Raw genomic sequence first — 26822 nt, forward strand, 5'->3', positions numbered from 1 at the left:
ATCAACCGAAACGAAAACAGAAAAACACATGGAAAATTCAAAAGAAACCGCAGAAGTACCCCTGACCAGTCAGGAAGAAGCAACAAAAGCCAACAGTGAAGCACCGGCAAACAGCCTCGAGCGGGCCACGCTCTTATTTGGAAAAGATGCCATCGATACGCTTGAATCCAAAACGGTCGTTGTGGCCGGATGCGGCGGAGTTGGTTCCTTTGCGATTGAAGCATTGGCCAGAAGCGGCGTGGGCAGACTGGTATTAATCGATAAAGATGTTGTCGAAGCCAGCAATCTGAACCGCCAGCTTTGCGCTCTGACCAGTACCGTCGGCCAGGCCAAAACTGAAATTCTCAAAGAGAGGATTGCCAGGATCCGCCCCCAGACAGAAGTGATTGCCTATACCGGCTGGTATGATAAACAGCTCAACGACTGGCTGCTCGAACAAAAGCCAGACTATGTTCTTGACTGCATTGACTCTATGCGCTCGAAGCAGGATCTGATTTTATTTGCGCTCGATAACCAGATCCCCGTGATCTCCAGCATGGGGATGGCCAGACGCAAAGATCCAACGAAAATCGAGATCATGGAACTGGAAAAAACCACCAATGATCCAATGGCGAAAGTCATGCGCAACTGGAAACGGAAAAACCGAATCCGCAAAAAAATCATGACCGTCTGCTCAACCGAACTGCCCATTCCAATGGAACCGGGCAAGTCACTGCCCTCCGCAATTTTCGTCCCGGCCAGTGCCGGACTGGCTATGGCTTCTTATTGCGTCCAGGACCTGATGAATCCAAAGCCAGAAAAGAAAAATGATTTCTCGATCCAGCCTGAACCGATGGATCCGAATGAAATGGTAAATATGATCCCCGAAAAGATGAATGCGATGACTGAAATGGTGAATACGAAAGGAGAAACCAAGTGAATTCTTCAACGATAACCGAAGTTCTTCTTCTGGTTGGCCTGCTTTTTCTATCCAGTTTTTTCTCTTCTGCCGAAACCTCTCTGGTTGCCGTCAGCAAGATCAGAATCCGTACGCTGGCCGATCAGGGCAATAAACGGGCCAAAACTGTTTTAAAGATATTTAAGAATGAACCCAAAATGTTATCAGCGATTCTGATTGGCAACAACCTCGTCAATACCTTCATGGCTTCTTTGTCGAGTATGATTGCCTACCGCTTTGGCGGCTATGCCGTATCGATCGCAACATTTTTAATTACCTTCCTGATTCTGGTTTTTGGAGAAATCACCCCAAAAACTTTGGCCACCAGAAGTCCGGAAAAATTTGCTCTGCTTTATGCACCGATCATTCTGTTTTTAATGAACCTTTTGACGCCGATCATCTGGTTTATTAACCTGTTCTCGAATATGATTTTGCGCTTGTTTGGCGTCGGGAAAGAAAGCAAGAATGCTGCCATTACAGAAAGTGAACTCCATACAATTCTGGATGTCTCTCATGAAGAAGGTGTCATTGAAACGGAAGAGCGCGACATGATCCGCAACGTATTCGATTTTACGGATGCCAAAGCCAGCCAGATTATGGTGCCGCGTGTGCATGTGACCTCGATCGATGTCAATACGAGTCGTGAGGAACTGGAAAAGATCTACAAACGTGACCATTACACCCGTCTGCCGGTTTATGAAGGCAACCCGGATAATATCATCGGGATCATTAACATGAAAGACCTTGTCTTCTCCAATCCGGAAGAGCCGTGGGATTTACGCCAGTTATTGCGAAAGCCGTATTTCACGATTGAAAACAAAGGCATTAATGAACTGCTTTCCGAAATGCAGAAAGACCAGTACAACTTGACGGTTGTCCTGGATGAATATGGCGAACTGGCGGGTATTCTGACCATCGAAGATATCATTGAAGAAATCATCGGTGAAGTGCAGGATGAATTTGATGCCAGTGAAAACGAAAATATCCAGCAAGTCGGCCCCAGCCAGTACAAAGTCAAAGGTTACCTGTCTTTGCATGACCTCAATGATGAACTTGACCTCGATCTGGAAAGTGAAGACTATGATTCCATTGGCGGCCTTGTGATTGAAAAACTCAATCGGTTTCCAACACTGGGCGAATCTGTCAAACTTGATAACGGTGTCATTGTGCGCGTGATTTCGCTTCACAAAAACCGGATTGAGCAGGTGATCCTCGATATTCCACCCAAAGAAGAAAAGAAAGAAGATGATGACAAAGACGATGATCCCCGTGAACATCGCCTGCGGCTCGATCTGAAAAAGGATAAATCCAAAGAAGAGCCTTTGGAAGCAAACTCGGGCAGTGATCAGAAAAAATCGGATTCCCAAGATCAGTCATCCATTTGAATCGGATGCAGGAAAGCTCCAATCAAGCATTGCAGCTTTTGACCAGGCATGTCGCAAAAGGATCTTTTGAAGCGTATCCAAGAGATAAAATTTATCCAATAAAAAATCGGAAATTCATATCTGAATTCCGATTTTTCTTTTGCGTGAAAGTGAGGCGTCGACAATGGATCATTCGAGTTCCAATCTTTTTTTGATTGGCAGACTGAAGAACTGTGAGTGGAAAACAGGTGCAGAATGGCCAAGTCCTGCCAAGAAGATCCTCGCAACTGCCACAAAGTCAGGCATAGTCATGTAAAAGGCAGAATCATACAAAGTGGAGGATTCTGGTTTCACCTGATCCACTATTCATCCATAAAGGTCTTCGCTTGCACGATTTCATTCTGATTATGCAGTCCGTAATTCCTTGATGGTTGTCCTTTCTCATTCACTGGTCTTGTTCATCGTCCAAGTCCAGTTAAAAATCAGATTCAGGCAGATGCAGATAACAATTTCGTTTTTTACAAAACCATGGCTGAAACAATTCAAAAAAGATCACGAAAAGTCCTGTAAAAATAAACAGCCGCCAATTGGAATAGGGCATTGGCTGGCTGGGTCTGGTGATGTTCGGTGCGCAGTTTTTAAATTGAGTACTGAAGTTCATTGGCTTTGTCTCCAACTTCTGGCTCTTATTTTTGGCTGGATCTTTCTTGTTGTCGAGCGAGTGATTGCTGCAGAGGGCCAAGTTTTCGCAAGCGTTACTTGCCTTTTCAAAATCTGCCAAAAAAGCCTTTTCCTGTCCAAAACGATTGACGATTGGCTTTTGTCTGATTCAGGCAGATGCCTGAAAATCCAATCGAAGACGCTGTCGATTAGATTATTCAGACCGAAGAAAAAAAGCCAAAGGAGCTTTTGAACAAAGCTTTCCTTTGGCTTGACGACATTATGCGTTCTGGATTCAAACTGAAAATCGGAACGAATTTTACTGGGCTGGCACAGCGTTTGGATCTGCGGCATTTGGATCTGCGGCATTTGGATCTGCGGCATTTGGATCTGCAGAGCTTGGATCCGTATTTGGATCTGCCTGGGCATTCTGTGATTTAGCCTGGGCTTCGGCTGCTGCCCTGTCAATCGAAGCATGAGGGACGTTGGAAACTTCTTCGGAGTTTTCCTGAGAAGGTTTGACATAGGCTGGGGCATCCGGGTTTTCCATGATGAAATCAGAAATGGCAGCCGCAATGGCTTTGGCCGCTTTATCCTGTTCAGTTGGATCCGTCAGGTTTTTGAGATCAAATTCATTGGTCATATAACCAAGCTCAACGATCGTTGAGTGAATATCCGACATCGTTACCAGCTGATACAGCTGATCGTCAATGATGTTGAAATTCTTTGTCCAATCAATCGCTTCCAGATTATCTCCAATCTTGGCAACCAGATCTTTCATGACGGTGTCCGTTGGATTGACAAAGAATACAGCGCCTTCAATACTTGAATCATCAGGATAGGCGTTACAGTGAAGCGAAATGAAGTAATCAGCCTGCTGAACTTTCTGCTGTTCCTGGCGATAGTTCAGATCAGACGTTTCATCTTCAAACCATGGGGTTTCATCTGTTGTACGTGTCAGTTTGACTTCAATATTCGGATTCAGTTCTTTTAAGTATTCAGCTACTTTGTTGGTAATGGTCAGGTTCAGATCTTTTTCCAGGATATCATTCGTGACGTTTCCTCCATCCATCCCGCCATGTCCGGCATCGAGTAAGACGGTGGCGACGGTTTCATGCTGGTCTTTATAGGTTTTGTAGGTAATGGAATTGTCATTTGCGGTAGACTTGCTGGTCGAAGACGAATCAGCCGGATTATTGTCTGCAACTGGGTCTTCATGGTTCTGGGGGGTATAGGTCTTCGCAAACAGCGTTCCATAAAGAATCAGCGAAATGACACATAAGGTAACTGTATAAATCGCCGCTGTCCATTTAAGATTTTTGAAGTTCGGTCTGTCGTTTTTGGCCATCGCGGAATACCTCCTGGCAGAATTGCATAGTCGATAAAAAACGGCTGATCAGGCCGTTCCATTCAGAAAAAATCATAACAAATAATCAAGAAAATTCAGATGATCATTCACTTTTGCGGGCGTAAAACCTTTCTCATAGCGGTTACAGAGAAGAATTGACTTTTTGGGCGAGCTGTTTCTGGACCGATGAGTAAGCCGGTGCATCTGGATTGCCTAGAATTGTCGTGGAAATCGCATTGGCTAAAGCGGCTGCTGTTTTTTCCATGGCTTCGCAATCTTTGAGAAGATCCAGGCTGGCGCTGCTTTTTAAAGAACCCAGTTCAAGCATCGCAGCATGGCTGTTGGCCATCGAGATCAGCTGGAGCGGATACGTATCCGTGGTGATCGTATTGGATGGCGTCGTCCAGCCGGCACTGGCGAGGTTTTGAGCCATTAAAGTCGTCAGAATCTCAGTCTGCACATCATCAGGGTTGATATAGAACGTTGCCCCATCACTGTCATCCGCATGGGTATGCAAAGACAGATAGTAGTCCGGATTGACTTCTTCCTGCTTATTGCGCCGCCAGGTCAGATCTTCCCAGCTGCTGGTGCCATGCGTTGTGGCATCATCTTCGCGAGTCAGAATGACATTGAGATTTGGATTCTGCGTCTCGAGATGGCTTTTGAGTTTTAAGGCCAGATCCAGGGTGACATTCTTTTCAATGACACCGTCTTTGGAGACATCGCCCAGATCTGTTCCGCCATGTCCAACATCAATCAGAATCGTTTTCGTAACGGCATCATCGGATTTTGCGACAATCGGATAGCCGTAATCTGTACTTTGCGTTGCGTTTTCTTCATTGGCGCCCAGATCGCTTGTAGAAGCTGAATCGGATTCACTCTGTTCTTCAGGCAAAGCAGGTTCATCCACTTGAAAGGATGCATTTTCATCCGGATTTTCTTCTGGAGTCGAAGTGGAATCCAGAATCTCGTCCTGTGTCGATGATTGTTGGGCTGGGCTTTGAGCATCGGGGATATCCCCAATGGATTGCTCATTGTCTGAAGAAGAAACAAAGGCAAGCGGATCGGTGGGTTCCAGACTGGTTTCATTGGAAGCATCAGAATTGTTTTCATGGGTACTGGTTGAAGAGAAAACCGGGACAGGTTCTCCATTCATCGCATATACAACCGCTGTCGTCGCAGCACTCGCGGATTTGAAGGCAGTGGTTTTCGCAAAGAGAGTGGTATACAACAACGCAAAGACTGTCGCCAGGGCACAGGTATATAACCCGACGCGAATGGGCAGTCGTAAACGAGTTTTGGGATTGGCCATAGACGCTCTCCTTTCGCAGCCCGCAGAACCAGACTAGAAATCTGGCGGCCTTTCGGGCGGTTTCGTTTAAGTTGCATGTTATTGTACCACACTGAACCTCTTCAACAATGATGTTTCGAAAACTGTAAGAAATCCCACAGTTAAAGGATTTTGCGGGATCATTCTAGAGGGCGCAGGCGAAAAGGTGAATCCTGGTTTCCATTTTGGGCTTTTCCAGACCAGGGACAGCCCTTTTCCGGTTGCTTATTGCGTGCGTTTTTGGGGGACAGAAAACCAGTTTGAATCTTCAGCTTCAACCTTCAATTTTCCATACAAAATGGTGAATCTGATTTTTTTATGCAAATAAAGCGGTGCCAATTCGAACCTGGCTGCTTCCGTGTTCAATGGCCAGCTGATAGTCATGGCTCATGCCCATCGACAGAATGGTCATGGTTGGATATTTGGCTTTTTCTTTGTCGAACATTTCTTTCATCGTATCGAATTCATGCGCAATCAGCGCCTGATTGTTGGTGTTGCTTGCGATGGTCATCAGACCGCACAGACGCAGATGCGGCATTTTGGAAATCTCTTCTAACAGAGCATCAAGTTGATCTGGGTCAAGACCCGTTTTGTTTTCATCCTGTCTGGAAATGCGGACTTCAACGAGGATGTCCTGAACAATGCCCAGTTTGGCGGCCTGTTTTTCAATTTCTTTGGCTAGCTTTAAAGAATCGACGGATTCAATCAGCGAGACTTTACCGACCACATATTTAACTTTGTTGGTTTGCAGATGACCGATAAGATGCCAGTCATAGTTCGGATTATATTTTTCCAGAAACTCCTGAACCCGGTTTTCACCAAATGTTCGGACACCTAAGCGATACAGTTCATCTACTTCTTCTCTGGTATGCTTTTTCGTCACGGCAACCAGTTTTGCGCGTGGATCTGCCAGACGTTCTTCAATCAGTTTGGTATTCATAGAAAATTCCCTCTTTCCATATTTATAAAGGCTTCCTTTACAGAAGCGTTGCTGCCTCTTTCATCGTCACGATACGTTTTGATTTATTTTTTGATGGGGTCCAGTCTGGATGCTCTGCAAACTCCAGCCATTCATTCCAGCCAGGAATCTGTCCCTTAAAACAGGTGCCCCTGAGCAAGAGAGACAATGGGAGAGTGATCCAGTAAAGGAGAAACCGTGTCCATCAGGTCTTTGGCCAGATCGACCCGTTCAACCCAGATTTTTGCCTGGGCTGCATCGAAAAGAACCGGCATCCGGTGATGAACATCCCGAACCGACGCATTGGCCTCCTTGGTCAGAATGACGAAGCCATCGTCTTTGGCAATGGCTCCAATATATAAAGTCTGGTCGGGTTCATAGTACGTTACTTTCTGCTTATCGGCTGTCCATTCATAAAACGCACTGGCGACAACGACCACCCGCTCATGCAAAAACGCCCAACGAAACATCCACTTGGAATCAACGGTTTCACTGCGGGCATTGATGATCAGCTGTTTTCGATCTGAACCGGCTCGGGTGTACGAATAGCCAAATTTCATCACGGCTCCTTCAAGTCCATCACCATTTTGGTTCTTCTTGAGAACCAGAGCGGACTGGCTGGGATAGATTTCTCCAAAATGAAGTTCTTCCTGAATCCATTGCGGCATATGGGCAATGGCTGCTGCATTCAGATAGGCTTCTTCGCCAAACAGAAAACGACCGCACATTATAGTATCCCCCTTTTTGGGTTCAGTTTACCATTCGCAGCCGGTCATGGAGGTTTTAGCCGCTTTGGAGTTGAAAAGCTGGCATCTACAAACGATCAGCTCACTTTTCTGGTCCGATTGGCCAGGATTCGGGAATTCAATGGCCATACGTTAAAATAGAACCAGATTGTTCCAGAGAAGGCATTCCAATAGATTCAAAAAAATGACTCACGGATTGACACCTGAATGATCAGGAATGAACCTGAAATCTGGATGAAAAGCAAAGAGAATACCAATCGAAAATATCAACCGAGAAAATAAACGAAAAATAAGCGAGAGAATCAACAGAGATCTATTGAAGGAAAGCGTTGAAATTTTTCGGAAAGGAGAGTCAACCATGTCAGATAAAAAATACGGGAATAGAAATGGCAATAAGAATGGCAATAAGAATATAGATCAGAAATTTTCAGGGGTTCTGATCACATTCGAAGGCAATGATGGGGCTGGTAAAACCACGGCCATTCAGACCATTTATGAAACCTTGAAAAACGCGGGACTGCCCGTGAGGCTAAGCCGCGAACCGGGTGGTTCATCTGTGGCCGAAAAAATCAGGGATCTGCTTTTAGATGTCAATAACGCAATGGATCCACTGACCGAAGCTTTATTGTATGCGGCCAGCCGCCGCGAACATTATGTGGCCACCATCCTTCCTGCTTTAGAAAAAGGAGAGATCATTTTGTGTGATCGTTTTCTGGATTCTTCTCTGGCCTATCAGGGGGCGGGACGCGATCTTGGCATGGAACGCATTGAGGTGATCAATGATTTTGGTCTGCAGGGCTTCCGGCCAGATCTGACCCTGTTTTTCTCTCTGGATCCCAAAACGGAAGCTGAACGGATGAATCTGCGCGGGGATTTGAACCGTCTCGATCAGGAGGGTCTGGAGTTTCACCAGAAAGTCCGGGATGGTTTTGAACAACTCATTCAGGAAAATCCAGAGCGAATTGTCCGGATTGACGCATCGAAAACTAGAGAAGAAGTATTTGAAGAGGCATTGAATGTGGTTATGGACTGGCTGAAAAATCATGGCTTTGAAAACACCGATTCAAAACAAAAAGATCCATCTCAGACCACAGATCCATTCCCAAAAGAGGATCAGTAGGCATGCTTGAGAAACAGATGTTTAAAGAGCAGCAGCCAGTCGCTTATCGAACGTTAAGCAATGCCCTCAAATCGAACCGGCTTTCGCATGCGTATCTGTTTTATGGCAAAGGCTCAACGATGAAATCGCGGGTGGCCCTGCTCGTGACGCAGTCCATCAGCTGCCCCCATTGCGATGAGGATGGATTTGCCTGCCAGAGTTGTGAGACGTGTAAGCAGATTGAACGCGATGAAAATCCAGATGTGTACTGGCTTCGGCCAGGAGGGCTGCGTCAGACCAAACCCTTAACGCGCAAGGAACTGACGGCCTGGTGGAAAAACGAACTGGTTGTCCGGGAGCAGAAAAAATGGAGCATCCTCAAAGAAGACATTTTGGCGATTCAAAACGCTTTTGCGGCGGGCGCTTTAACGCAGGTTGATCACCAGACGTATATTCTTGAACAATATGACAAAGCTACCCCTTCGGCTTCCAACTCGCTGCTGAAGTTTCTGGAAGAGCCAAAAGACAATCTGACCGGAATTCTGACGGTCGATGAACTGGCCAATGTCTTGCCAACGATCGTCTCGCGCTGCCAGCTGATTCCGTTTCGTTCGCGTAGCCGGGCTGCCCTGGTCAATGAATTGGAAGAGATTATCGATGATCCGGAACTGGTTGAAATTCTGGCCTGGTCTGAATATGATCTCAACCGGGCTGGAAACCTTCTGGAAGATGAAGCAGCCTTTGAAATCCGGGATGCCGCGAAGGCATTCTGGACCAATCGGACAAGTCATCGGGCCTTGATTGATCTGGAACTGGGGGTATTTGCCAAAGATGCCCACCTTTCCAGACCGGCGGTTGAGTTTTTTTTGCATTGTCTGCTCTACTATCTTGAAAAAGACCAGAAGCTGGATCTTGCTCATCTCGATTTGCGCCTGATTTTGTTAGAGGGGATTGATGCGCTGCGCAATCCTTTAGACCCGGCTTTGTTATTGGAAAGAGTCGCCAGTCAGATTCAGAAAAGCAGCCGGGCCCATCGTTAAAGGCAGAGAACAAAGAAAAACTTGTCTCAAGTCAGAAAAACGATAGATAGATCAGAAAAATGACAGGGAAAAGGTGAGCGCCAGAAAAGCAGGAGAGAGGAAGACATTTTCCTTCTTTGCCTGTCGATCCAGACAGTCAAAAGCTTGAGCGCTATCTTTCAAAAAACGAATCATTATATAATAGGCTTTGATGAAACCGTCTGAACTCGATAAGTTCTGATTGTTTCATCGAAAGCCGAACCTCAGGCAGGCTTGTGTCTGCCTGTTTTTTCTCACGTTTTCTTTAAAATAAAGATCAAAAGGGATTCTTCCTGTCTTTTTACTGATTTATCCAGCGTGTCACCTTCTCGGCCATTGAATGACCGAGGACCCTTGCCCAGCACTCCTGAATGATTTTGAAAAGAAAATTGATCCGTTCAGGTTCTATATACAACCAACATACAACCAATCAATAGAAAGGAAAAATTGGATGAGTAAACCACAACAGCAGCCGGCAAAAAAGCCGACTTTAAAATCAAAACCATTTCCGTATATGGTTTATATCCAGTTTGATGGATCGAAAAAAGCCTATTCGTTCGGGGCTTTTGATGAATATAAAACGAATGAATCCGTTGTCGTTGAAACCGTCCGCGGCCAGGAAATCGGAACGGTTTATGTTCCCTCCCTGCCGTATGATGAATCAAAAATTAAAGGCGATATCAAGCCGATTCTGCGGCGGGCCACTGAAAAGGATCTGAAGCGCAAAGCCGAAAATGAAGAAAAAGCCCGCGAAGCCATGGACATCTGCCAGGCGGCCATTACCAAGCTCGCTTTGGATATGCACCTGATTTCTTGTGAATACACATTAGATCGCTCGAAGATCATGTTTACCTATGTCAGTGATGACCGGGTGGATTTTCGCGGGCTTTTAAAAGAACTGGCCGGTCAGCTGCAGGGCAGAATTGAACTGCGCCAGGTGGGCCCGCGCAATAAGGCTAAACTGGTAGGTGGCATTGGCATCTGCGGCATGGAATGCTGCTGCAGCCGTTTCATGTCCGATTTTGATACGGTGTCGATCAATATGGCCAAAAACCAGCTGCTTGCGCTCAATATTTCGAAACTGTCCGGTCAGTGCGGCAAGCTGAAATGCTGCTTACGCTTTGAAAATGATGAGTATACGAAACTGCGTAAAAATCTGCCCAAGCTCAATTCGCAGATTGAATACAACGGAAGCAATTACCGGATTACCGGCATGAATGTCCTCCAGAAACAAGCCAAGCTTGAAAACCGCGAGGAAACTTTGTTTGTCAGCTTTGAGGAACTGTTCCCTGGCAGAAAGGACGAGGATAATGAACCGACAGAAAAGCTTTGAAAGTGATGGTCCTTCGCTTTATTTAGTTCCAACCCCGATTGGAAACCGTTCAGAAGTGTCCACCCGTACCCTGGAAACCCTCAATCTGGTGGATGTCATCGCCTGTGAAGATACCCGCAATTCCGGTCAGCTGCTCAAATCTTTGGGGATTTCCAAACCATTGATCAGCCATCATGAATTCAATACGACCCAGAGTATTCCAGGCATTCTGAAATTGCTGGAAGAAGGCAAGAAAGTTGCTGTGATCTCCGATGCTGGCTACCCGTTGATCTCAGATCCAGGAGCTGGTCTTGTCGAAGCAGTCATTGAAGAAGAGATTCCAGTCATTTCGATTTCCGGCCCAAATGCGGCATTGGATGCCTTGGTGGCTTCCGGTCTTTCCACAAAGCACTACTTGTATTATGGCTTTCTGGATGCCAAAAGTACCAAGCGAAAAAAGGAACTCGAACAGCTCAAGGCGTTCCCCTATACCCTGATTTTCTATGAAGCCCCGCATCGTATTGAGGATACCCTCAAGGATGTACTGGAAGTTTTAGGAGATCGCAAAATCTGTCTGGCCAGAGAACTGACGAAAGTGCATGAAGAATATCTGCGCGGCACGGTTTCGGAAGTCCTGGAGATCTGTGAGGGGCTGAAAGGTGAAATGGTGCTGGTCGTTGAAGGCAATACCCAACAGAACACCACGCCAATCGAAGAAGTGGTCGTAAAAGCACTGGCGCTTGCTGCGGATGGGATGAAACCAAAACAGGCTGCCGCTGCAGCCTGCGCGGGTACGCGCTTTTCTAAAAATGAAGTCTATGGCGAAATGATGAAACGCAAGTAAGCCGACTTGGTCTGTTTGGACAAATCTGCTCTCCTGAAAAATGGAGAGCTTTTTTGCTTTGAATCGATGTGCCTTGGATATACCTTTTAAATAAAATGAAAATGAATGGTTTTACCATATCGGCACAATTTTAAGGCAAAAAAAGAACGAACAGAAACAGACAGGAAACTGTTTCTATCCCGTATGCAACCGTTTACAATAAAGAAGATAAGAGAAGGAGAGAAATCATTATGCCATTCCCTGAAAATTTCTTCTGGGGCGGTGCCATTGCCGCAAACCAGGCTGAAGGGGCCTGGAATGTGGGCGGACGCGGCCCTGCTAAAACGGATGTCACCACAGGTGGCAGCTACAAAGAAGCCCGCAAGGTGACCTGGATTGATAAAGATGGCAACCCGCATGCCGAGCCAGAATCCAGACGCCCATTACCAAAAGGCGCTCACTACGCCGTCCTGGATGACTTCTTCTATCCAAATCACGATGCCATTGATTTTTATCATCACTACAAAGAAGACATCGCTCTGTTTGCCGAGATGGGCTTTAAAATGTTTCGGATGTCCATTTCCTGGAGCCGCATTTATCCTCATGGCGATGAAAACGAACCAAACAAAGAAGGAATTGAATTCTATCGCAATGTCTTCCAGGAACTGCGTAAATACGATATCGAACCTCTGGTCACCATCTGGCATTTCGATACGCCGCTATATCTGGAGGAGCATTATGGCGGCTGGGAAAACCGGAAGCTGATCGATTTCTATGCCAAGTTTGCGACCACCTGCTTCCAGGAATTCAAAGGTCTCGTAAAATACTGGCTGACTTTCAATGAAATCAACAATACCGTCATGTTTTTAAGCCTTGAACAAGATGTGACGAATGCTGACTACCAGCGCGCGTATCAGCAGCTGCATAACCAGTTTGTGGCCAGCGCCAAAGCCGTTCAGATTGGTCACGCGATTGACCAGGAAAATAACATTGGCTGCATGATCTGCGGCATTACCTACTATCCATTAACCAGTGATCCCAAAGACATTCTGCTCAATCGCCATAACTGGGAACAGAATATCTTCTACTGCGGAGATGTGCAGTGCCGTGGAAACTATCCAACTTATGCAAAACGTCTGTGGGAGGCTCATGATGTCCATCTGGAGATCACGCCGGAAGACATGGTGGATCTGGACTTAGGAACAGTAGACTTCTATACCTTCTCCTACTACATGTCCACAGCCGTAACGACGCATGAAAATAACGAAAAAGTTGGCGGCAATTTCTCCATGGGCAGCCGCAACCCATACCTGGAATATTCTGACTGGGGCTGGGCTGTAGATCCGGATGGTCTGCAGTATTATCTGGAAATGATGAATGACCGCTATCAGCTGCCGATGATGGTCGTTGAAAATGGTCTGGGAGCTTATGACACGGTTGAAGAAGATGGATCGATCCATGATCCCTATCGTATCGATTACTTCAAAAAACATGTGGCGGCGATGGAAAGAGCGCTCGATCATGGCGTTGACTTGATTGGATACACGCCGTGGGGATGCATCGACCTGGTTTCTGCGGGAACTGGGGAAATGCGCAAACGCTATGGCTTCATCTACGTTGACCGTGATGATGCCGGCAATGGAACGTTTGATCGTCTGCGCAAGGATTCCTTCTACTGGTACAAGAAACTGATTGGATCCAACGGTGAAGAACTCGATTAGGATCTGAATGCATCTGACTTCGTTTGCTTAGAACAAAATAAAATTCTGATTCAAAAAAGCCTTCTGCAAAGATCTTCAGAAGGCTTTTGTCTGTTCAGAAAAGAAAACAGAATTTACTTTTCAGGGGCTGCACCCACGTCATCAAGCTGCTGGCGATAAGCCGTATAGCCTTCCTGGTCAAGCTGGTCGTAAGGGATGAAGCGCAGAGCAGCCGAGTTAATGCAGTAACGCAGGCCGCCGCGATCTGCCGGACCATCGTTGAATACATGACCAAGATGGGAATCGGCTCTGGAGGAGCGGACTTCAACCCGGTTCATTCCGTGGGTATGATCGTGATAATAGTTGACGGAGCGGTCAACCGGCTTCGAAAATGCAGGCCAGCCGCAGGACGAGGCAAATTTATCGGTGGACAGAAAAAGCGGTGTTCCGTCAACAACATCAACGTACAGTCCAGGCTGATCAAAATTCCAGTACTTCCCGGTAAATGGCGGTTCGGTAGCGCCTTTCTGAGTGATCTGATATTCCAGTTCACTCAGATTTTTATTTTTTGTCATATTGATCACTTTCTTTCTGATTCACGATTATTATGCCATCAAAACAGGATCGATCCTGTATGGAATGTTCAGAAAGAGGACAGATTGAATGAACTGTAAGAAATCATCGCTGAATTAGAAATAAATAACTATTTTGTTGATTGAAAGAGAACAGATCTGATTCGATCGATCCGGCAAAGACTTAAAGTACGAAAGCCGGTTACACCTCTTTAGAATAAAGAAGCCGGACAAAAGGTTTGGTTTCTTGATCCTTAACGGTTCTGCTTGGATCAAATATTGACTGTTGAATATCATTCTGGACAAAGCAATTTTTATGCCTTTTTTCGGGATGAAAATGCTTTTTATTTACGCAACATAAGGTATGATAAAAAGCAAGGATGCCAGGCTTCTTATAAAGCATCTTTTGCTTCAGATAAAACGACCCGCAAAAAAATAGGAGAAAAAGCGTTTTCAGAATTTGTGAATCTCTTTACAAAGCGGGCTGGTGAAGTTTAAAATCTGAAGTTCGAATACCTGTGGTGACTGAAAAAATATCCACAATGGTCATTGAAAAAGCAGAAATTCGAAGCTGGCCAATCCAGCACGAAAAACGAAAATCAATCCTCAGAATACGATAGACAAAAATATAACGAAGATAGAAATGAATGGAGGGAAACATGGAAACTTCAATTAAAATTCAGGGGGCCAGAGAGAATAATCTGAAAAACATCTCGCTTGAGATCCCCAAAAATAAACTCATCATCATGACGGGTGTTTCGGGCAGCGGAAAAACATCGCTGGCGTTTGATACGATCTACGCCGAAGGCCAGCGCCGTTACATGGAATCGCTGTCTTCTTATGCAAGACAGTTTTTAGGCAACTCCGAAAAGCCGGATGTTGACCAGATCGACGGGCTTTCTCCAGCCATCGCCATTGATCAGAAAACCACTTCTCATAACCCGCGCTCCACAGTGGGCACCGTAACCGAAATCTATGATTACCTGCGTCTGCTTTATGCCCGCATCGGGATTCCGTACTGCCCGGAGCATGGCGAACCCATTACCGGTCAGACGGTTACGGAAATGGTTGACCAGGTCATGGAACTGCCAGAAGGAAGCCGGACGACGATCCTGGCTCCAATTGCCTTAGGAAAAAAAGGAACGTTTAAAGACACCTTTGCCAAATTAATGAAGGAAGGCTATCTGCGCGTACGCGTGGATGGCGAAATCCGCATGCTCGAAGAAATGGAGCCGCTGGAAAAGAATAAGAAACATGACGTTGAAGTCGTTGTTGACCGGATTGTCCGCCGCGACAACCGTTCCCGTTACTACGATTCCATCCATACTGCACTGGAAATCGGGGACGGCATGGTCGAAGTTCAGACTCCGGATGAAGTCCTGCGCTTTTCTTCCAACTATGCCTGCAAGATCTGCGGATTCTCAGTGCCAAAACTTGAACCCCGTCTGTTCTCTTTTAACGCGCCCATGGGTGCCTGCCCGGAATGTAAAGGAATTGGTTCGATCCAGAAAGTTGACCTTGATCTTCTGATTCCTGACCGCTCGTTATCCATCAACCAGGGGGGAATTGCCTACTATAAAAATATTGTCGGCACCCTCAACCAGGAATGGCAGCGCATGGAAGCTTTATGCAAAGCCAGCGGCATTGACCTCGATACTCCGATCAAAGATCTGACCCAAAAACAGCTCGATATCATCCTGCATGGAACCAAGACCCCCGTCGAATTCTCGATCTTTAATACCAAAGGTCTGGAACGTCAGTACCATGAACCCATTGAAGGGGTTGCCGACATGATCGAACGCCGGTATCTGGAAACTGGCTCTTCCTGGAGCCGCGACTGGTATGAATCTTTCTTATCGGAAGCAACCTGCCCCTCCTGCAAGGGAGCCCGCCTCAATCCTCAGGTTTTATCCGTCCGGATTGGCCGCAAGAACATTTATGAATGGACGCAGATGAGTGTCAATCAGTCCATCGACTTTATTGATCATCTGAAACTCACCCCCACCCAGGCGAAAATTGCGGATCTGGTTCTCAAAGAGATCCGTTCCCGTCTGCAGTTTTTAAAGAATGTCGGCCTGACTTACCTGACGCTGGATCGTCTGGCTTCCACATTGTCGGGTGGTGAAAGTCAGCGAATCCGTCTGGCAACCCAGATCGGTTCCCGTTTAACGGGAGTCATGTATGTTCTGGATGAACCATCGATTGGTCTGCATCAGCGAGACAATGATCGTCTGATTGAGACTCTCAAACAGATGCGGGATCTTGGCAATACGCTGATTGTTGTCGAACATGATGAAGATACCATGCGCGCCTCCGACTACATCGTTGATATCGGTCCTGGTGCCGGCATTCATGGCGGGCAGGTCGTCGCCAAAGGAACGCCAGCTGAAGTCATGGCCAACGATGCCTCCATCACCGGCCGCTTCCTGTCCGGTAAAGAAACCATCCCAACTCCAGCCACACGCCGCCAGGGCAATGGCAAGGAATTGAAAGTCATCGATGCGACGCAGAACAATCTGAAACACGTCAATGCGACCTTTCCATTGGGAACGCTGACTGTGGTGACCGGTGTTTCCGGATCCGGGAAATCTTCCTTAGTGACTGAAGTTCTGACTCGTACCATTCAGCATCATTTAGGCAAGGTTCGCACCAAACCAGGCCAGGCGAAAAAGATTGAAGGTCTGGAAGAAATCGATAAGCTCATCGAAATCTCCCAGGAACCAATCGGGCGCACCCCGCGTTCCAATCCGGCCACGTATGTTGGTGTCTTTGATGACATCCGGGATCTGTTTGCGCAGACCAAAGAAGCCAAAATGCTGGGCTTTACCAAGTCGCAGTTCTCCTTCAACGTCAAAGGCGGGCGCTGCGAAGCCTGTCAGGGGGATGGCATCCGGAAAATCTCGATGCACTTCTTACCCGATATTTATGTTGATTGTGATGTCTGCCATGGCAAACGCTACAATGAAGAAACTTTGCAGGTAAAATTCAAAGACAAGACCATATCAGATGTTCTGGATATGACAGTTGAAGAAGGTATTGAATTTTTCAGCCAGATCTCCAAGATCCGTCACAAGCTCCAGACGTTAAGTGATGTCGGACTGTCCTACATCAAGCTCGGCCAGTCCGCGACAACCCTTTCGGGTGGGGAAGCGCAGCGTGTTAAGCTGGCCAGCGAACTGCAAAAAAAGCCAACCGGAAAAACGGTCTTTGTTCTGGATGAGCCGACGACCGGGCTGCATTCTGCAGATGTACGCAAGCTGATTGAAGTTCTGCAGCGTCTGGTCGATACCGGTAATACGGTCATTGTCATTGAACATAACTTGGATGTGATTAAAAATGCGGATTACATCATCGATATCGGACCGGAAGGCGGTGACGAAGGGGGAACCATCGTAGCCACGGGTACGCCAGAAGAAATCGCAGCCTGCCCGAACAGTTATACCGGTAAATACCTGCGTCCATTGCTTGAACACAAAACGCCAGCTTTACCCCCTCTTTCAGCCGATGAAGAAAAATCTGTTTCCAATACCGAAACTTTGCCAGAAGCAAAAGCCGCCTAAGAATCCGGCTGTTTAAAAACGCCCAATCTGGTTTTAAAGCCCATGAATCATCTTTGAATAAAGAGATTCATGGGCTTTTTGGCTGCGTTTTCGGATGGAAATCGCCCACTCATTGAGATGGAAAAGATGAAAAAATAGCCCAAAGTGGTTGTCTGCGGCGAAAAGAGATTTTTCGAAGAAGTCTGCTCGAAAAAAGTCTTCACCTGTTCTTTGAAAAAAGCCTTGAAAGCCAGAAATGGCTGGAAGTGAGCGCCAGAAGTCCAGCCCTCTCTTTTTGATCTTCCACAGAGAAGCCACTTGCAAGTCCGAAACGAAAACCTTGCTGGCTAACCTACAGAAGCGAAGGAAATTCAGGCCATATGTTAAAATAAGCAAGGAATTGTGGTTAGATAAGAAAGATGAGGGCACGAACAAAAACGTTTGTGTCAGATCAGGGACAAATGTCAAATGTCGGAAAATAGACATTCAGGCTTTGTCCGCTTATTTTCGACAATTTGTTTCATCCGGTTAGAAAGTCCTTCGCTAAAGTGACTTTGAGGGAGAAACTTTGAAGGAGAAGGGGGATTCGGTATGCCAAAAACAACGGTCGGCGATCTGGAGCGAAAATTCAATTACCAGCAAGTGACCGGCACGCCGGCAGCTTTAAATCGTGTCATTACATTACCGGATATTAATCGTCCTGGTCTCGAACTGGCCGGTTACTTCTCCAACTCACAGACTAAGCGCATTGTGGTCATTGGCGGTAAGGAATACCGCTATATCCAGGACGAAATGGATGAAATCAACCAGCGCCGGGTTTTTGAATTTCTGACGGGTGAAGATACCCCTTGTATTCTCATTACCGGCATGAATCATCCCTGCCCTCCGGTGTTAAAAGAAATTGCCGACCGCAAGGATTTTCCAGTTTTCGAAACCCATCGCAAAACAAGTCAGCTGGTTGTCAATGTCACCAACTATCTCGATGAGCTGCTCGCGCCAAGTCAGCTGGTGCATGCTGAACTTGTCCGTATTTATGGGGTTGGTGTTCTGATTACCGGAGCAAGCGGTATGGGAAAAAGTGAAATCGTACTGGATCTGGTCAAACGCGGCCATCAGCTGGTTGCGGACGATCGCGTGGATGTCTTCAGAATTCACAACTCGCTGATCGGAAAAACGGCTCAGATCATTGCCGGGTATATGGAACTGCGCGGAGTTGGTATTATCGATGTCAAACGTCTGTTTGGAATTACTTCGGTGGCTAACAGTGCCAACATCAGTTTTGAAGTGTCCCTGGTTCCGTATGATCCGGATGCCGAATATGACCGTATCGGTCTGGAAGAAAAAGAATTCAGCGAATACCTGGGCATTAAGATCGTCAAGATGCGCATCCCTGTTACCTATGGCCGTCCCATGGGCACGGTCATTGAAACGGCCGTAACCAACTATCTGCTGCAGCAGGATGGCTTTGATTCCGCCAAGGAATTCGAACAGCTTGTCTTAAAAGAAATTGAAAAAAACCGTCAGGATTAGAGAGCTTTCCTCTAGTCCTTTTTCATTGAGCGAAAGACCCAAGAAAAGACGCAGAGAAAAAGGAAAGATCGGGCACAAAGCCAAAGATTTCAATTTGCGTCAGGGATGATAGTAAACAGTTGATATTGGATAAAACAAATAACAACTCTGGAAGAAACAGAATAAAATGGATCATTCCAAAAATCTGAGCTGAAAAATATGCATCATTAAAAATACGATCCATAAAAATCGGATCATGAACATCGAATACAATAGACTCATCGCGACACATTAGACTTATCACAGCACAATAGATTCACTACAGAGAAGAAGATTCAGGAGGGAAGCGAAGCTCACTGACCCCATGGCAAGCCATGGGGGTTGAAATACACCCCTGTTGCTTGACAGGACAGCTTCGGCTGTTGTCTGTGAGTAGCCTTGGTGAATATTGTCTTCGGACGATACGAACTCCGTTGTTTATGTCATCACACCTTTAAGATATCGTTCTAGTCTTAAGCTCTGTGGCTCTGCTTTAAAAGCCTGTTCGGGGTAACAGGCGGTGAGTTTGAGCGTAAAAAGCATTTACAACATTGGCGAAGGACACCTTACAGCCCTCGGGCTGGTTTATTTACAGAAAGGAGGCATCTGTAATGCCGGAAGCTTTGACCTATGTTCTGGACATTGATGGCAATCCATTGATGCCGACCAGACGATGTGGAAAGGTCCGCAGACTCTTAAAAGCAAAGAAAGCTAAAGTCGTAAAGAGAACTCCTTTTACCATCCAGCTTTTATATGAACCTGATACGCATGTGGTTCAACAGATCACATTAGGCGTCGACGCAGGATCTAAACATATTGGATTGTCCGCATGTACAGACGCGAAAGAACTCTATGCAGAAGATGCAAAGTTGAGAACCGATGTGTCTAAAAAACTGACCGCAAGAAGAGAGGCGAGAAGAACAAGAAGAAACCGCAAGACAAGATACCGAAAGCCAAGGTTTGACCACCGGGTGCATTCAAAACACAAAGGATGGCTGGCGCCTTCTGTGGAACAAAAGATTACATGCCATTTAAATGTCATCCGGAAAGTTACAAAGATCCTGCCGGTTTCAAAGATCGTAATTGAGACAGCCTCTTTTGATACACAGAAACTGAAAGCACAGCTTGCAGGGCAAAAACTTCCTGAAGGCAAAGACTACCAGAATGGCGAAATGAAAGACTGGTTCAATGTCAAAGACTATGTACTGTTCCGGGATCGATACACGTGCCAGTGCTGCAAAGGAGAATCCAAAGACAAGGAACTTCAGGTCCATCATATCCACCAAAGAAAAGATGGCGGCAGCGACCGTCCGGAAAATCTGGTTACGCTCTGTAAACACTGCCATCAGGAATACCATAAAGGGAATATCAAACTTCCAGATAAGATTCTTGAGCCGCCTTCATTTGCGGATGCGGCTTTTATGGGGATCATGCGAAAGACTCTGCTGGAAAGAGCACAGACAGAATTTCACCCCATTCCTGTAGAAGAAACATTCGGGTATCTGACCAGAGCAGAACGTCTTGGGCACGGTCTTCCCAAAGAACACTATGTTGATGCGAGATGCATTGCAGGCTATCCAGAAGCAAGACCTGCTCAAACCGTCTTTTTTAGCAGGAAAGTGAGATGTCATAACCGGCAGATCCATAAATTCAATCCTTCTAAAGGCGGCATCAGAAAACTGAATCAGTCCGCAAAGGTCATTATGGGCTTTCAGCTGTTCGATAAGATCAGATACCAGAAAACGGAATGCTTTATCTTTGGAAAAAGAATGTCAGGAAGATTCGATATCAGGATGCTTGACGGAACTACGGTATCTGCTTCTGTATCCTGGAAGAAATTAAAAAGACTTGAGTCATCGAATGGATGGCTTATTGATAAGCGACAAAACAATATTGTAAACATTGAATAGGAGGTGTAGGCGGCAATTCCTCCCCACAGCAAGCTATGGGGTTTCCTTGCCGCATTAGATGACCTTTTTACTGGGTTCAAGCGGGCTGGTTCGATTCTTGATCTGGCTGGCCGCTTTGCTGATTTATGATCTGGGCATTTCCAGCACATTCAGCCGCTGGGGGATGAATAAAGCTGAGCAAACGATTGTGCTGCTTGTTGGCAGCATTCTGATTTTGCTTTGCACCCTGCTTTTATCCGATCCTTGTCTGGCTTTCCTTCTGGGGGTGAGCCTGACGGGATTTGTTTTGCCCTCGCCCTATCATCGCGGACGGTTTCTGGATGGATTGGGCTTCTGGCTGCCGGTCGGCACTGCGGTTTTGCTGTCCTTCCAGACGAATAACCCGCTTTCAATTCTTGCGCAGCTGCTTTTGCTTGGCGGCTTTATCTTCATGCGCCAGGTTTTCGCCCTGCGTTTCTATCATCGCTTTGGACAGATGTATACCTTCGCAATGGCTCTTTGTCTGGCGGGTCTCTGGATCGAGGATCCGCAAAAATGGGCCTGGCTGTTTGTTGCGGCCGTTTTCATGGGCCTGTCTTTTCTGGGATGGCCGTTTCCCCGTAAAGAAAAACCGCTGCTGCTGTTTGATCTGGATGGAACGCTCATCGACTCCCAGCCGCTGGTCTTCGAAACCTTCCGGCGGGTTTTTCGCAAGCTCAAACCAGGTTATCCCCTCAGCCAGCAGGAATTGTATTCCTTCTTTGGTCCAACGCTTGAAGAATCCTTTCTGCGCTATTTTCCAGAAGAGGAAGTCCCGGCCGTTATTGACCTGTATCAGGATATCAATCTGGCTTTGCATGATGAAATGGTCCAGGAAATGCCCCATGCCCAAGAGCTGCTGCGGGAGCTGAAAAACAAAGGCTATACGATCGGCATCGTTTCCAACAAAAGACGTAAGCCTGTGCTGATGGGCATTGAAGCCTGCCATCTTGGCCCCTATATCGAAGCGGTATTTGCCAAAGAAGACCAGCCGGCCTGCAAGCCAAAACCTGATGGCCTGATCTATGCAGCCAGGGCCATGGGCTATCCGCTCGATGCGGTGGTTTATGTGGGCGATAATGGAACGGATATTCAGGCGGCGCGAAACGCGGCTTTCTTTTCGACGGGGTATACTCTAGATGAAACGCAGTTTCGTGCTTTACAACAGCAACAAAGCTGTCGAATCATTCGTGATCTCAGACAGCTGGAAAACATACTCAAGGAGGAAAATTTATGGATCGACAAGTCGATTTGGTAATTATCGGCGCTGGCCCAGCAGGCATGGCAGCCGCTCTGTATGCCTCTCGGGCAGGACTGAAAACATTAATGATTGATGCTTCTGCCCCTGGCGGCAAACTGCTTAAAACCTATATGGTAGACAACTATCCAGGAGTCCCATCTGTACCCGGACCGGATCTTGCCCTGGCCATGTACCAGCAGTCCGTTTCATTTGGTGCTGAATATATGTATGGAGAAGTAGAATCCATCAGTAAAAATAAACAGGTGAAATTAAAAGATGGCAGTCTGATTGATGCCAAAGCTGTTCTGATCGCCACTGGAGCAAAAGAAAAACAGCTGAATATTCCAGGGGAAGCCGATGCGATTGGCCATGGTGAGAGCTTCTGTGCGGTTTGCGATGGGGCATTCTTCCGTGGCAAGGAAGTTGTTGTGATCGGCGGCGGTGATTCTGCTCTGGAGGAAGCACAGTTCTTAACCCGCTTTGCTTCCCATGTCACTATTGTGATCCGTCGAAATGAATTCCGTGCCTCTGAAAAAGCCCAGCAGGAAGTCGCAGCCAATGATAAGATCCGTGTGATTAAGCATCATATTCCTAAGGAAATTTTGCTGACGGATGGTAAAGTTTCCGGTATTGTTCTGGAAGATGTTGAAGAACATATGGACCTCACCATTCCATGTCAGGGTGTCTTCCCATTTGTTGGCCACGTTCCAGAAACCGGATTTGCTAAAGACTTAGGAATCCTTGATGAAAGAGGCTATGTGGTAACCAATGATAAGATGGCAACGGCTGTTCCAGGCATTTATGCGGCTGGAGACTGCAAAGCCAAAGATCTTCGCCAGATTGTTACGGCAGCTGCCGATGGCGTTGTTGCGGCGACCGATGCTTTCCATCAGATTACTGGAATTTAACAAATATAAAAATTAAAAAAGACAATAAAAGCGATAATAAAAAACAATAATAGAAGAAGATATCTTGACCAGAACGTTCTGGAAGATATCTTCTTTTTTGTGGGTAAAAAAAAAAGAAGATGCCAACAGGCATCTTGTTAAATTTGAGTTTATTTTAAATCGAATATAATTCTATTTTCTGCTTTTAATCCTGACTGTTAGCGTCGGATTGAAAAATGAGTAGAAGATTTGAATTGGGAAAGAAGCAGGATGGACTTCTAAGGAGCCCTCCTGCTTCTTTCCCAAGCGTTCTCTCAAAAATTGGGGGATGAGAGAATGGCAAGATTCAGTACGGGAATTTGATTAGTTGTTGACCGAATGATGAACCGGTGTGCTGCGGGTCGTCAGAGGTCTGAAGGTATAGCCGGCATCTTTATAGGCCTGAATAATCTGTGGCAGGGCCTGTACGGTTGTTTCTTTGGCATCGGTATCATGCATCAGAATGACCGCATTATCTACGCCAATACCAGAAGTTGCATTGGCCACAATCTGGTCCACGCTGACGCCGTTGCCAGACGCATCCGTGGAATCCACATTCCAGTCAAAGTAGGCATAGCCTTTTTCTTCAACTTCATCGACAAGCCTGGACATGATGCCTTCGTTGTAGTCAGCTGAAATCATATTGGATGATCCACCTGGAAAGCGGATCACCTTAGAGACTTCGCCGGTCTGCTGTTCAACCAGGTCACTGATCTGCTGCAGATCCGCAAAGTAAGCTTCATCACTGGCGTACAGTTTTGAGTAGTCATGCGAATAGGTGTGCAGAGCAATGGTAGAGCCCTGGTCAACAACCTTCTTCATCATGTCGAAATGTTCAGGTTTTTCGGCGGTGACAAAGAATGTACCGGTTACGCCATATTGGGTAAGGATATCGAGAACCTGCTGTGTAACGCCGGAAGGGCCATCGTCAAAGGTCAGATAACAGATTTTTTTGCCAAGATCCGGGTTTTCTTCAATCGTGACTTTCTGGGCATAGGTTTTCTGGTTTCCTGAACGGTCAGACGTTGTGTAATTGACCGTATAGACGCCTGGAACCATGGTATTGAGAGCCGAAGAATCAACATACAGACCAGGACTCTGGTCGAGATCATCCTGAACCTTGTAATTGTCCGGCTTGTAGTAGTCGCCCGCTAAAAGAGTGACTTCCTTTTCAAAGTTATCAATGGTTGGTGGTGTGGTATCTGCTTTGCGCTCCAGCTTGGCGGTCTTTGTGGTTGTATTGCCAAATTCATCACGGGCCGAGATGCTGATGGTATACGTGCCAGACTGACCTGGATCGGTATTGCCATCCATCCGTAAAGAATATTGAGAAGCATCTGAGATGGACTCGATGAAATCATTCTGGGTCACTGTTGCGGTGGTATCTGTTTTGACATCTTTGAGTGTGAGTTCAGGCCCTTTGGTGTCCTTGACCTCAACGGTAAATGGATATTTCTTTCCTTTGTATTCATAGGAAACCTGGGTAGACCCTAATGTATCGGGATCAACCGTTCCGTTGAACGCAACGTTTTCTTTTGAATCAAAGAGCACAGATTTCACATTGTCGAGTGGGTTAAACGATTCTTTATATTGAACGATGTAGTGATCGCTTTTTAAAGAAAGCGGGTTAAACAGGTAACGAAAACCCAGGTACAGAGAGGTTGGGATGGCCAGAACAATCAGAATCAGAACAGCCAGTCTGCCCCAGCGGACTCTATACTTGCGTCTTCTTTTCTTTTTCTTCGAAACAGACTTTTGAGCAGCCATGTGAATTTCTCCTTTCCGGTGTATGGTTCTATGGTAAGTCGGACATTTTTATATAGATAGCCAGAATGATCAAAACAAAAAAATGAGAGGATCAGGACAGGCTGTTCAGATACAGAAAAGTCCGGTTCCCTATCACTGTAACAAAGATTGTCAGTTTTACCGGAATATTCCCTTAAATTTCATCAAAAGTTTCCAAAGCAGACACATAGACCAATGTGGTAGTTTAGTATAGAAAAAACGCAGGATTAAGAAAACAATGTGGGAAAAAGCAAACGAGAAAATTCACAAAAAAAGGGCACAGATCCCCAAATTCTGAGCTAATCTTTATTCCATCACTTCCCACAATAAAAATTCTGTAAATTCACATGGTATTATGATCAAACAAGAGAGGCAAAAAGTATGAAAGTTATCATGATTGGTGTGAACGCCAAAGAGCAGGCCCTTGCCTCTGCTCTTGAGCGGACCGGAAACCATCAGATTCTTGTCTGCCCCGGAAATCCAATGACTGCGCAGTTCGAACAGTCGATGGAGGAAATGCCAGAACCGTACAATCCAGACAATGTTCTGGAAACGGTGATGCGGGTCGATCCAGATGCGATTCTGATCTGCGACGAATACCTGATCCGGGATGGCTGGAAAGAAAAATTGTCCAGCCGAGGCTGGAACGTGATTGCACCCGATTCTCGAAGTGCAGCTCTAATCGACGATAAAGCCTTCTGGGCAAATCTGATGAAAGAAAACGACATTCCTGTCGCTGATTTTGTTTTAAAGGACAATTTGAAAGATGCAACGGACTTCCTGCATGAGGTTGGTTGTCCTCTGGTTTTCAAAGAAACAAACGGCAAGAAACGATTTGGCATTCCTTATAACGAAGATGAGGGCGAAGACATTCTCAAAGAATGGTTTGACGACGGCTGCGAAAGTGTCATGATCTCTGAGTTTGTCAATGGATATCGCTTTAATCTGCCTGTCATGGTCTGGAAAGACCGTGTTCTGCCCCTGGCTCCTTTTACAGTCGTGCGCGGTGTTTATGAACATGAAGATGATCCGCAGGCCAAGGGAATGGGCACCATCTGCTATCCAAAGAGTGGACTGGCAGAGAACATTGCTCCCGCTGCAGTGGAGACAGTTCTGGTTCCTTTCTTAAAAGAAATGCGCAAACGTGGATTTAATTACTCGGGGATTCTGTCCGGGGAATTTGTAATGAACAATGACCACCCTGTATGCGTCAATATGAAGGCCGGCCTTTCCGAAACGGGAGCTTGTGCAGTGTTCCCATTACTGGAGTCGGATCTGTTAGAGGCATGGCAGGCGTTAAAAGATTTCCAGACTCCAGAACTGAAATGGTCGGAGAATGCATGGGTTGCGGTTGTTATGGCCGGCAATGACTATCCACAGAGTCCTTCTAAAGGCCATCTAATAGAAATCGACGAAGACTTTGAAGGGGATCTTTACCTCAATCATACCAAGCAGGGTGAAGAGGGCCTGGAAACGAATGGCGGCCGGGTTCTGATTGTGACCGGAACCGGAAAAACAATTGAAGAAGCCGCTGCAAATGCAGCAGCGTCCGCCCAACATATTCATTGCGGCGATCTGTTCTACCGCACGGATATCGGATCTTTTCTGCCCGGAAAGTAATTGAAATTTTCAAAACCTTTCGCAAATCCTTTTTTGTTAATCGGATTCAACCCGGAAACGAACAATCAAGAATAAGCGTTCAATAGACAGGTGAGCAGGCCAGCCCGCCTGTCTTTTTGATTTTCAGGATGGATGGCGACTGCGCAGGAAGAAAACTGGAATCTAGATGAGGGAGAATGGCTTTTTGCACTGGCCGGATCGATACAATGGTCCGTTGGATCCATTCAGAAAAGCACGGATTTCTTTTACAATCCCCAGCCTGAGTACGACGAACACTACGGACAGGAAGACTCAACTATCGTATACTATGAAATGTCTACGAAAAATAT

Annotated in this window: 21 protein-coding genes; 14 read left to right on the top strand and 7 right to left on the bottom strand. The window is 46.3% G+C overall.

Going from position 1 to position 26822, the window contains the following annotated elements:
* The first annotated feature begins 28 nt into the window (after positions 1–28).
* Both U4956_RS07340 and U4956_RS07345 read left to right on the top strand, forming a co-directional pair.
* The gene (locus tag U4956_RS07340; protein ID WP_323089881.1) at positions 29–919 is read left to right on the top strand and encodes a tRNA threonylcarbamoyladenosine dehydratase; all 891 of its coding nucleotides are present in this window, start codon (positions 29–31) and stop codon (positions 917–919) included.
* Positions 916–2322, top strand: a complete 1407-nt coding sequence (locus U4956_RS07345) for a hemolysin family protein (RefSeq protein ID WP_323089882.1) — start codon at positions 916–918, stop codon at positions 2320–2322. The genes U4956_RS07340 and U4956_RS07345 overlap by 4 nt, the downstream gene beginning before the upstream one ends.
* A 958-nt stretch (positions 2323–3280) precedes the next feature.
* Here U4956_RS07345 and U4956_RS07350 read toward each other — a convergent pair.
* The 4 genes from U4956_RS07350 to U4956_RS07365 all read right to left on the bottom strand — a co-directional run bounded on the left by U4956_RS07350 (position 3281) and on the right by U4956_RS07365 (position 7325).
* Positions 3281–4309, bottom strand: coding sequence for an N-acetylmuramoyl-L-alanine amidase (locus U4956_RS07350; protein WP_323089883.1), 1029 nt, complete (start codon positions 4307–4309; stop codon positions 3281–3283).
* A gap of 142 nt (positions 4310–4451) precedes the next feature.
* Positions 4452–5621, bottom strand: coding sequence for an N-acetylmuramoyl-L-alanine amidase (locus tag U4956_RS07355; RefSeq protein WP_323089884.1), 1170 nt, complete (start codon positions 5619–5621; stop codon positions 4452–4454).
* Positions 5622–5955: 334 nt separating this feature from the next.
* Positions 5956–6579, bottom strand: coding sequence for a YggS family pyridoxal phosphate-dependent enzyme (locus tag U4956_RS07360; RefSeq protein ID WP_323089885.1), 624 nt, complete (start codon positions 6577–6579; stop codon positions 5956–5958).
* A 155-nt stretch (positions 6580–6734) separates the two neighbouring features.
* A complete protein-coding gene (locus U4956_RS07365; protein ID WP_323089886.1) occupies positions 6735–7325 on the bottom strand; it encodes an SOS response-associated peptidase family protein in 591 nt (196 codons plus the stop codon).
* 376 nt (positions 7326–7701) lie between these two features.
* Between U4956_RS07365 and tmk the strand changes: the two genes are divergently transcribed.
* The 5 genes from tmk (at position 7702) to U4956_RS07390 (ending at position 13356) form a co-directional block, all read left to right on the top strand.
* Positions 7702–8463 (top strand): dTMP kinase, encoded by a 762-nt coding sequence (gene tmk / locus U4956_RS07370; RefSeq protein WP_323089887.1) that lies wholly within the window; start codon positions 7702–7704, stop codon positions 8461–8463.
* A gap of 2 nt (positions 8464–8465) precedes the next feature.
* Positions 8466–9482 carry a hypothetical protein gene (locus U4956_RS07375; protein ID WP_323089888.1) on the top strand — a complete coding sequence of 339 codons (1017 nt, stop codon included), beginning with the start codon at positions 8466–8468 and terminating at the stop codon, positions 9480–9482.
* Positions 9483–9951: 469 nt separating this feature from the next.
* A complete protein-coding gene (gene ricT / locus U4956_RS07380; protein WP_323089889.1) occupies positions 9952–10833 on the top strand; it encodes a regulatory iron-sulfur-containing complex subunit RicT in 882 nt (293 codons plus the stop codon).
* Positions 10811–11656, top strand: coding sequence for a 16S rRNA (cytidine(1402)-2'-O)-methyltransferase (rsmI, locus tag U4956_RS07385; protein ID WP_323089890.1), 846 nt, complete (start codon positions 10811–10813; stop codon positions 11654–11656). Before ricT ends, rsmI begins: the two co-directional genes overlap by 23 nt.
* Before the next feature lie 230 nt (positions 11657–11886).
* Positions 11887–13356: a family 1 glycosylhydrolase gene (locus U4956_RS07390; RefSeq protein ID WP_323089891.1), complete on the top strand. Its 1470-nt coding sequence runs from the start codon at positions 11887–11889 to the stop codon at positions 13354–13356.
* 113 nt (positions 13357–13469) lie between these two features.
* Here the strand turns inward: U4956_RS07390 and msrB are convergent, their stop codons facing one another.
* Positions 13470–13910 (bottom strand): peptide-methionine (R)-S-oxide reductase MsrB, encoded by a 441-nt coding sequence (gene msrB, locus U4956_RS07395; RefSeq protein WP_323089892.1) that lies wholly within the window; start codon positions 13908–13910, stop codon positions 13470–13472.
* Positions 13911–14186: 276 nt separating this feature from the next.
* On the opposite strand from msrB, the gene U4956_RS07400 reads away from it, so the two are divergent.
* Together U4956_RS07400 and uvrA are read left to right on the top strand one after the other, a co-directional pair.
* The gene (locus U4956_RS07400) at positions 14187–14405 is read left to right on the top strand and encodes a hypothetical protein (RefSeq protein ID WP_323089893.1); all 219 of its coding nucleotides are present in this window, start codon (positions 14187–14189) and stop codon (positions 14403–14405) included.
* Between the two features lie 161 nt (positions 14406–14566).
* Positions 14567–17467, top strand: a complete 2901-nt coding sequence (gene uvrA / locus U4956_RS07405; RefSeq protein WP_323089894.1) for an excinuclease ABC subunit UvrA — start codon at positions 14567–14569, stop codon at positions 17465–17467.
* A 33-nt stretch (positions 17468–17500) separates the two neighbouring features.
* Here the strand turns inward: uvrA and U4956_RS07410 are convergent, their stop codons facing one another.
* Positions 17501–17932 carry a hypothetical protein gene (locus U4956_RS07410; protein WP_323089895.1) on the bottom strand — a complete coding sequence of 144 codons (432 nt, stop codon included), beginning with the start codon at positions 17930–17932 and terminating at the stop codon, positions 17501–17503.
* Positions 17933–18037: 105 nt separating this feature from the next.
* Here U4956_RS07410 and hprK point away from each other — a divergent pair, with 105 nt between their 5' ends.
* The 4 genes from hprK (at position 18038) to U4956_RS07430 (ending at position 23070) form a co-directional block, all read left to right on the top strand.
* Positions 18038–18976 carry an HPr(Ser) kinase/phosphatase gene (gene hprK / locus U4956_RS07415; RefSeq protein WP_323089896.1) on the top strand — a complete coding sequence of 313 codons (939 nt, stop codon included), beginning with the start codon at positions 18038–18040 and terminating at the stop codon, positions 18974–18976.
* Between the two features lie 629 nt (positions 18977–19605).
* Positions 19606–20904: an RNA-guided endonuclease IscB gene (iscB, locus tag U4956_RS07420; RefSeq protein WP_323089898.1), complete on the top strand. Its 1299-nt coding sequence runs from the start codon at positions 19606–19608 to the stop codon at positions 20902–20904.
* 58 nt (positions 20905–20962) lie between these two features.
* Complete coding sequence (locus tag U4956_RS07425) at positions 20963–22180, top strand: HAD family hydrolase (RefSeq protein ID WP_323089899.1); 1218 nt, start codon at positions 20963–20965, stop codon at positions 22178–22180.
* Positions 22156–23070 (top strand): NAD(P)/FAD-dependent oxidoreductase, encoded by a 915-nt coding sequence (locus U4956_RS07430; protein ID WP_323089900.1) that lies wholly within the window; start codon positions 22156–22158, stop codon positions 23068–23070. The genes U4956_RS07425 and U4956_RS07430 overlap by 25 nt, the downstream gene beginning before the upstream one ends.
* A 342-nt stretch (positions 23071–23412) precedes the next feature.
* Here the strand turns inward: U4956_RS07430 and U4956_RS07435 are convergent, their stop codons facing one another.
* A complete protein-coding gene (locus U4956_RS07435; RefSeq protein ID WP_323089901.1) occupies positions 23413–24855 on the bottom strand; it encodes a polysaccharide deacetylase family protein in 1443 nt (480 codons plus the stop codon).
* A 399-nt stretch (positions 24856–25254) separates the two neighbouring features.
* Between U4956_RS07435 and U4956_RS07440 the strand changes: the two genes are divergently transcribed.
* Positions 25255–26493 carry a phosphoribosylglycinamide synthetase C domain-containing protein gene (locus U4956_RS07440; RefSeq protein WP_323089902.1) on the top strand — a complete coding sequence of 413 codons (1239 nt, stop codon included), beginning with the start codon at positions 25255–25257 and terminating at the stop codon, positions 26491–26493.
* The last annotated feature ends 329 nt before the right edge of the window (positions 26494–26822 follow it).

Origin of the sequence: Allobaculum sp. JKK-2023, assembly GCF_034745455.1 — a bacterium.
Classification (GTDB): Bacteria; Bacillota_I; Bacilli_A; order Erysipelotrichales; family Erysipelotrichaceae; genus Allobaculum.

Coding starts and splice junctions, on each gene's coding strand:
- U4956_RS07340 (WP_323089881.1), top strand. CDS start 29: ATGGAAAATTCAAAAGAAACCGCAGAAGTACCCCTGACCAGTCAGGAA.
- U4956_RS07350 (WP_323089883.1), bottom strand. CDS start 4,309: ATGGCCAAAAACGACAGACCGAACTTCAAAAATCTTAAATGGACAGCG.
- U4956_RS07355 (WP_323089884.1), bottom strand. CDS start 5,621: ATGGCCAATCCCAAAACTCGTTTACGACTGCCCATTCGCGTCGGGTTA.
- U4956_RS07360 (WP_323089885.1), bottom strand. CDS start 6,579: ATGAATACCAAACTGATTGAAGAACGTCTGGCAGATCCACGCGCAAAA.
- U4956_RS07365 (WP_323089886.1), bottom strand. CDS start 7,325: ATGTGCGGTCGTTTTCTGTTTGGCGAAGAAGCCTATCTGAATGCAGCA.
- tmk (WP_323089887.1), top strand. CDS start 7,702: ATGTCAGATAAAAAATACGGGAATAGAAATGGCAATAAGAATGGCAAT.
- U4956_RS07375 (WP_323089888.1), top strand. CDS start 8,466: ATGCTTGAGAAACAGATGTTTAAAGAGCAGCAGCCAGTCGCTTATCGA.
- ricT (WP_323089889.1), top strand. CDS start 9,952: ATGAGTAAACCACAACAGCAGCCGGCAAAAAAGCCGACTTTAAAATCA.
- rsmI (WP_323089890.1), top strand. CDS start 10,811: ATGAACCGACAGAAAAGCTTTGAAAGTGATGGTCCTTCGCTTTATTTA.
- U4956_RS07390 (WP_323089891.1), top strand. CDS start 11,887: ATGCCATTCCCTGAAAATTTCTTCTGGGGCGGTGCCATTGCCGCAAAC.
- msrB (WP_323089892.1), bottom strand. CDS start 13,910: ATGACAAAAAATAAAAATCTGAGTGAACTGGAATATCAGATCACTCAG.
- uvrA (WP_323089894.1), top strand. CDS start 14,567: ATGGAAACTTCAATTAAAATTCAGGGGGCCAGAGAGAATAATCTGAAA.
- U4956_RS07410 (WP_323089895.1), bottom strand. CDS start 17,932: ATGTCTATTTTCCGACATTTGACATTTGTCCCTGATCTGACACAAACG.
- hprK (WP_323089896.1), top strand. CDS start 18,038: ATGCCAAAAACAACGGTCGGCGATCTGGAGCGAAAATTCAATTACCAG.
- iscB (WP_323089898.1), top strand. CDS start 19,606: ATGCCGGAAGCTTTGACCTATGTTCTGGACATTGATGGCAATCCATTG.
- U4956_RS07425 (WP_323089899.1), top strand. CDS start 20,963: ATGACCTTTTTACTGGGTTCAAGCGGGCTGGTTCGATTCTTGATCTGG.
- U4956_RS07430 (WP_323089900.1), top strand. CDS start 22,156: ATGGATCGACAAGTCGATTTGGTAATTATCGGCGCTGGCCCAGCAGGC.
- U4956_RS07435 (WP_323089901.1), bottom strand. CDS start 24,855: ATGGCTGCTCAAAAGTCTGTTTCGAAGAAAAAGAAAAGAAGACGCAAG.
- U4956_RS07440 (WP_323089902.1), top strand. CDS start 25,255: ATGAAAGTTATCATGATTGGTGTGAACGCCAAAGAGCAGGCCCTTGCC.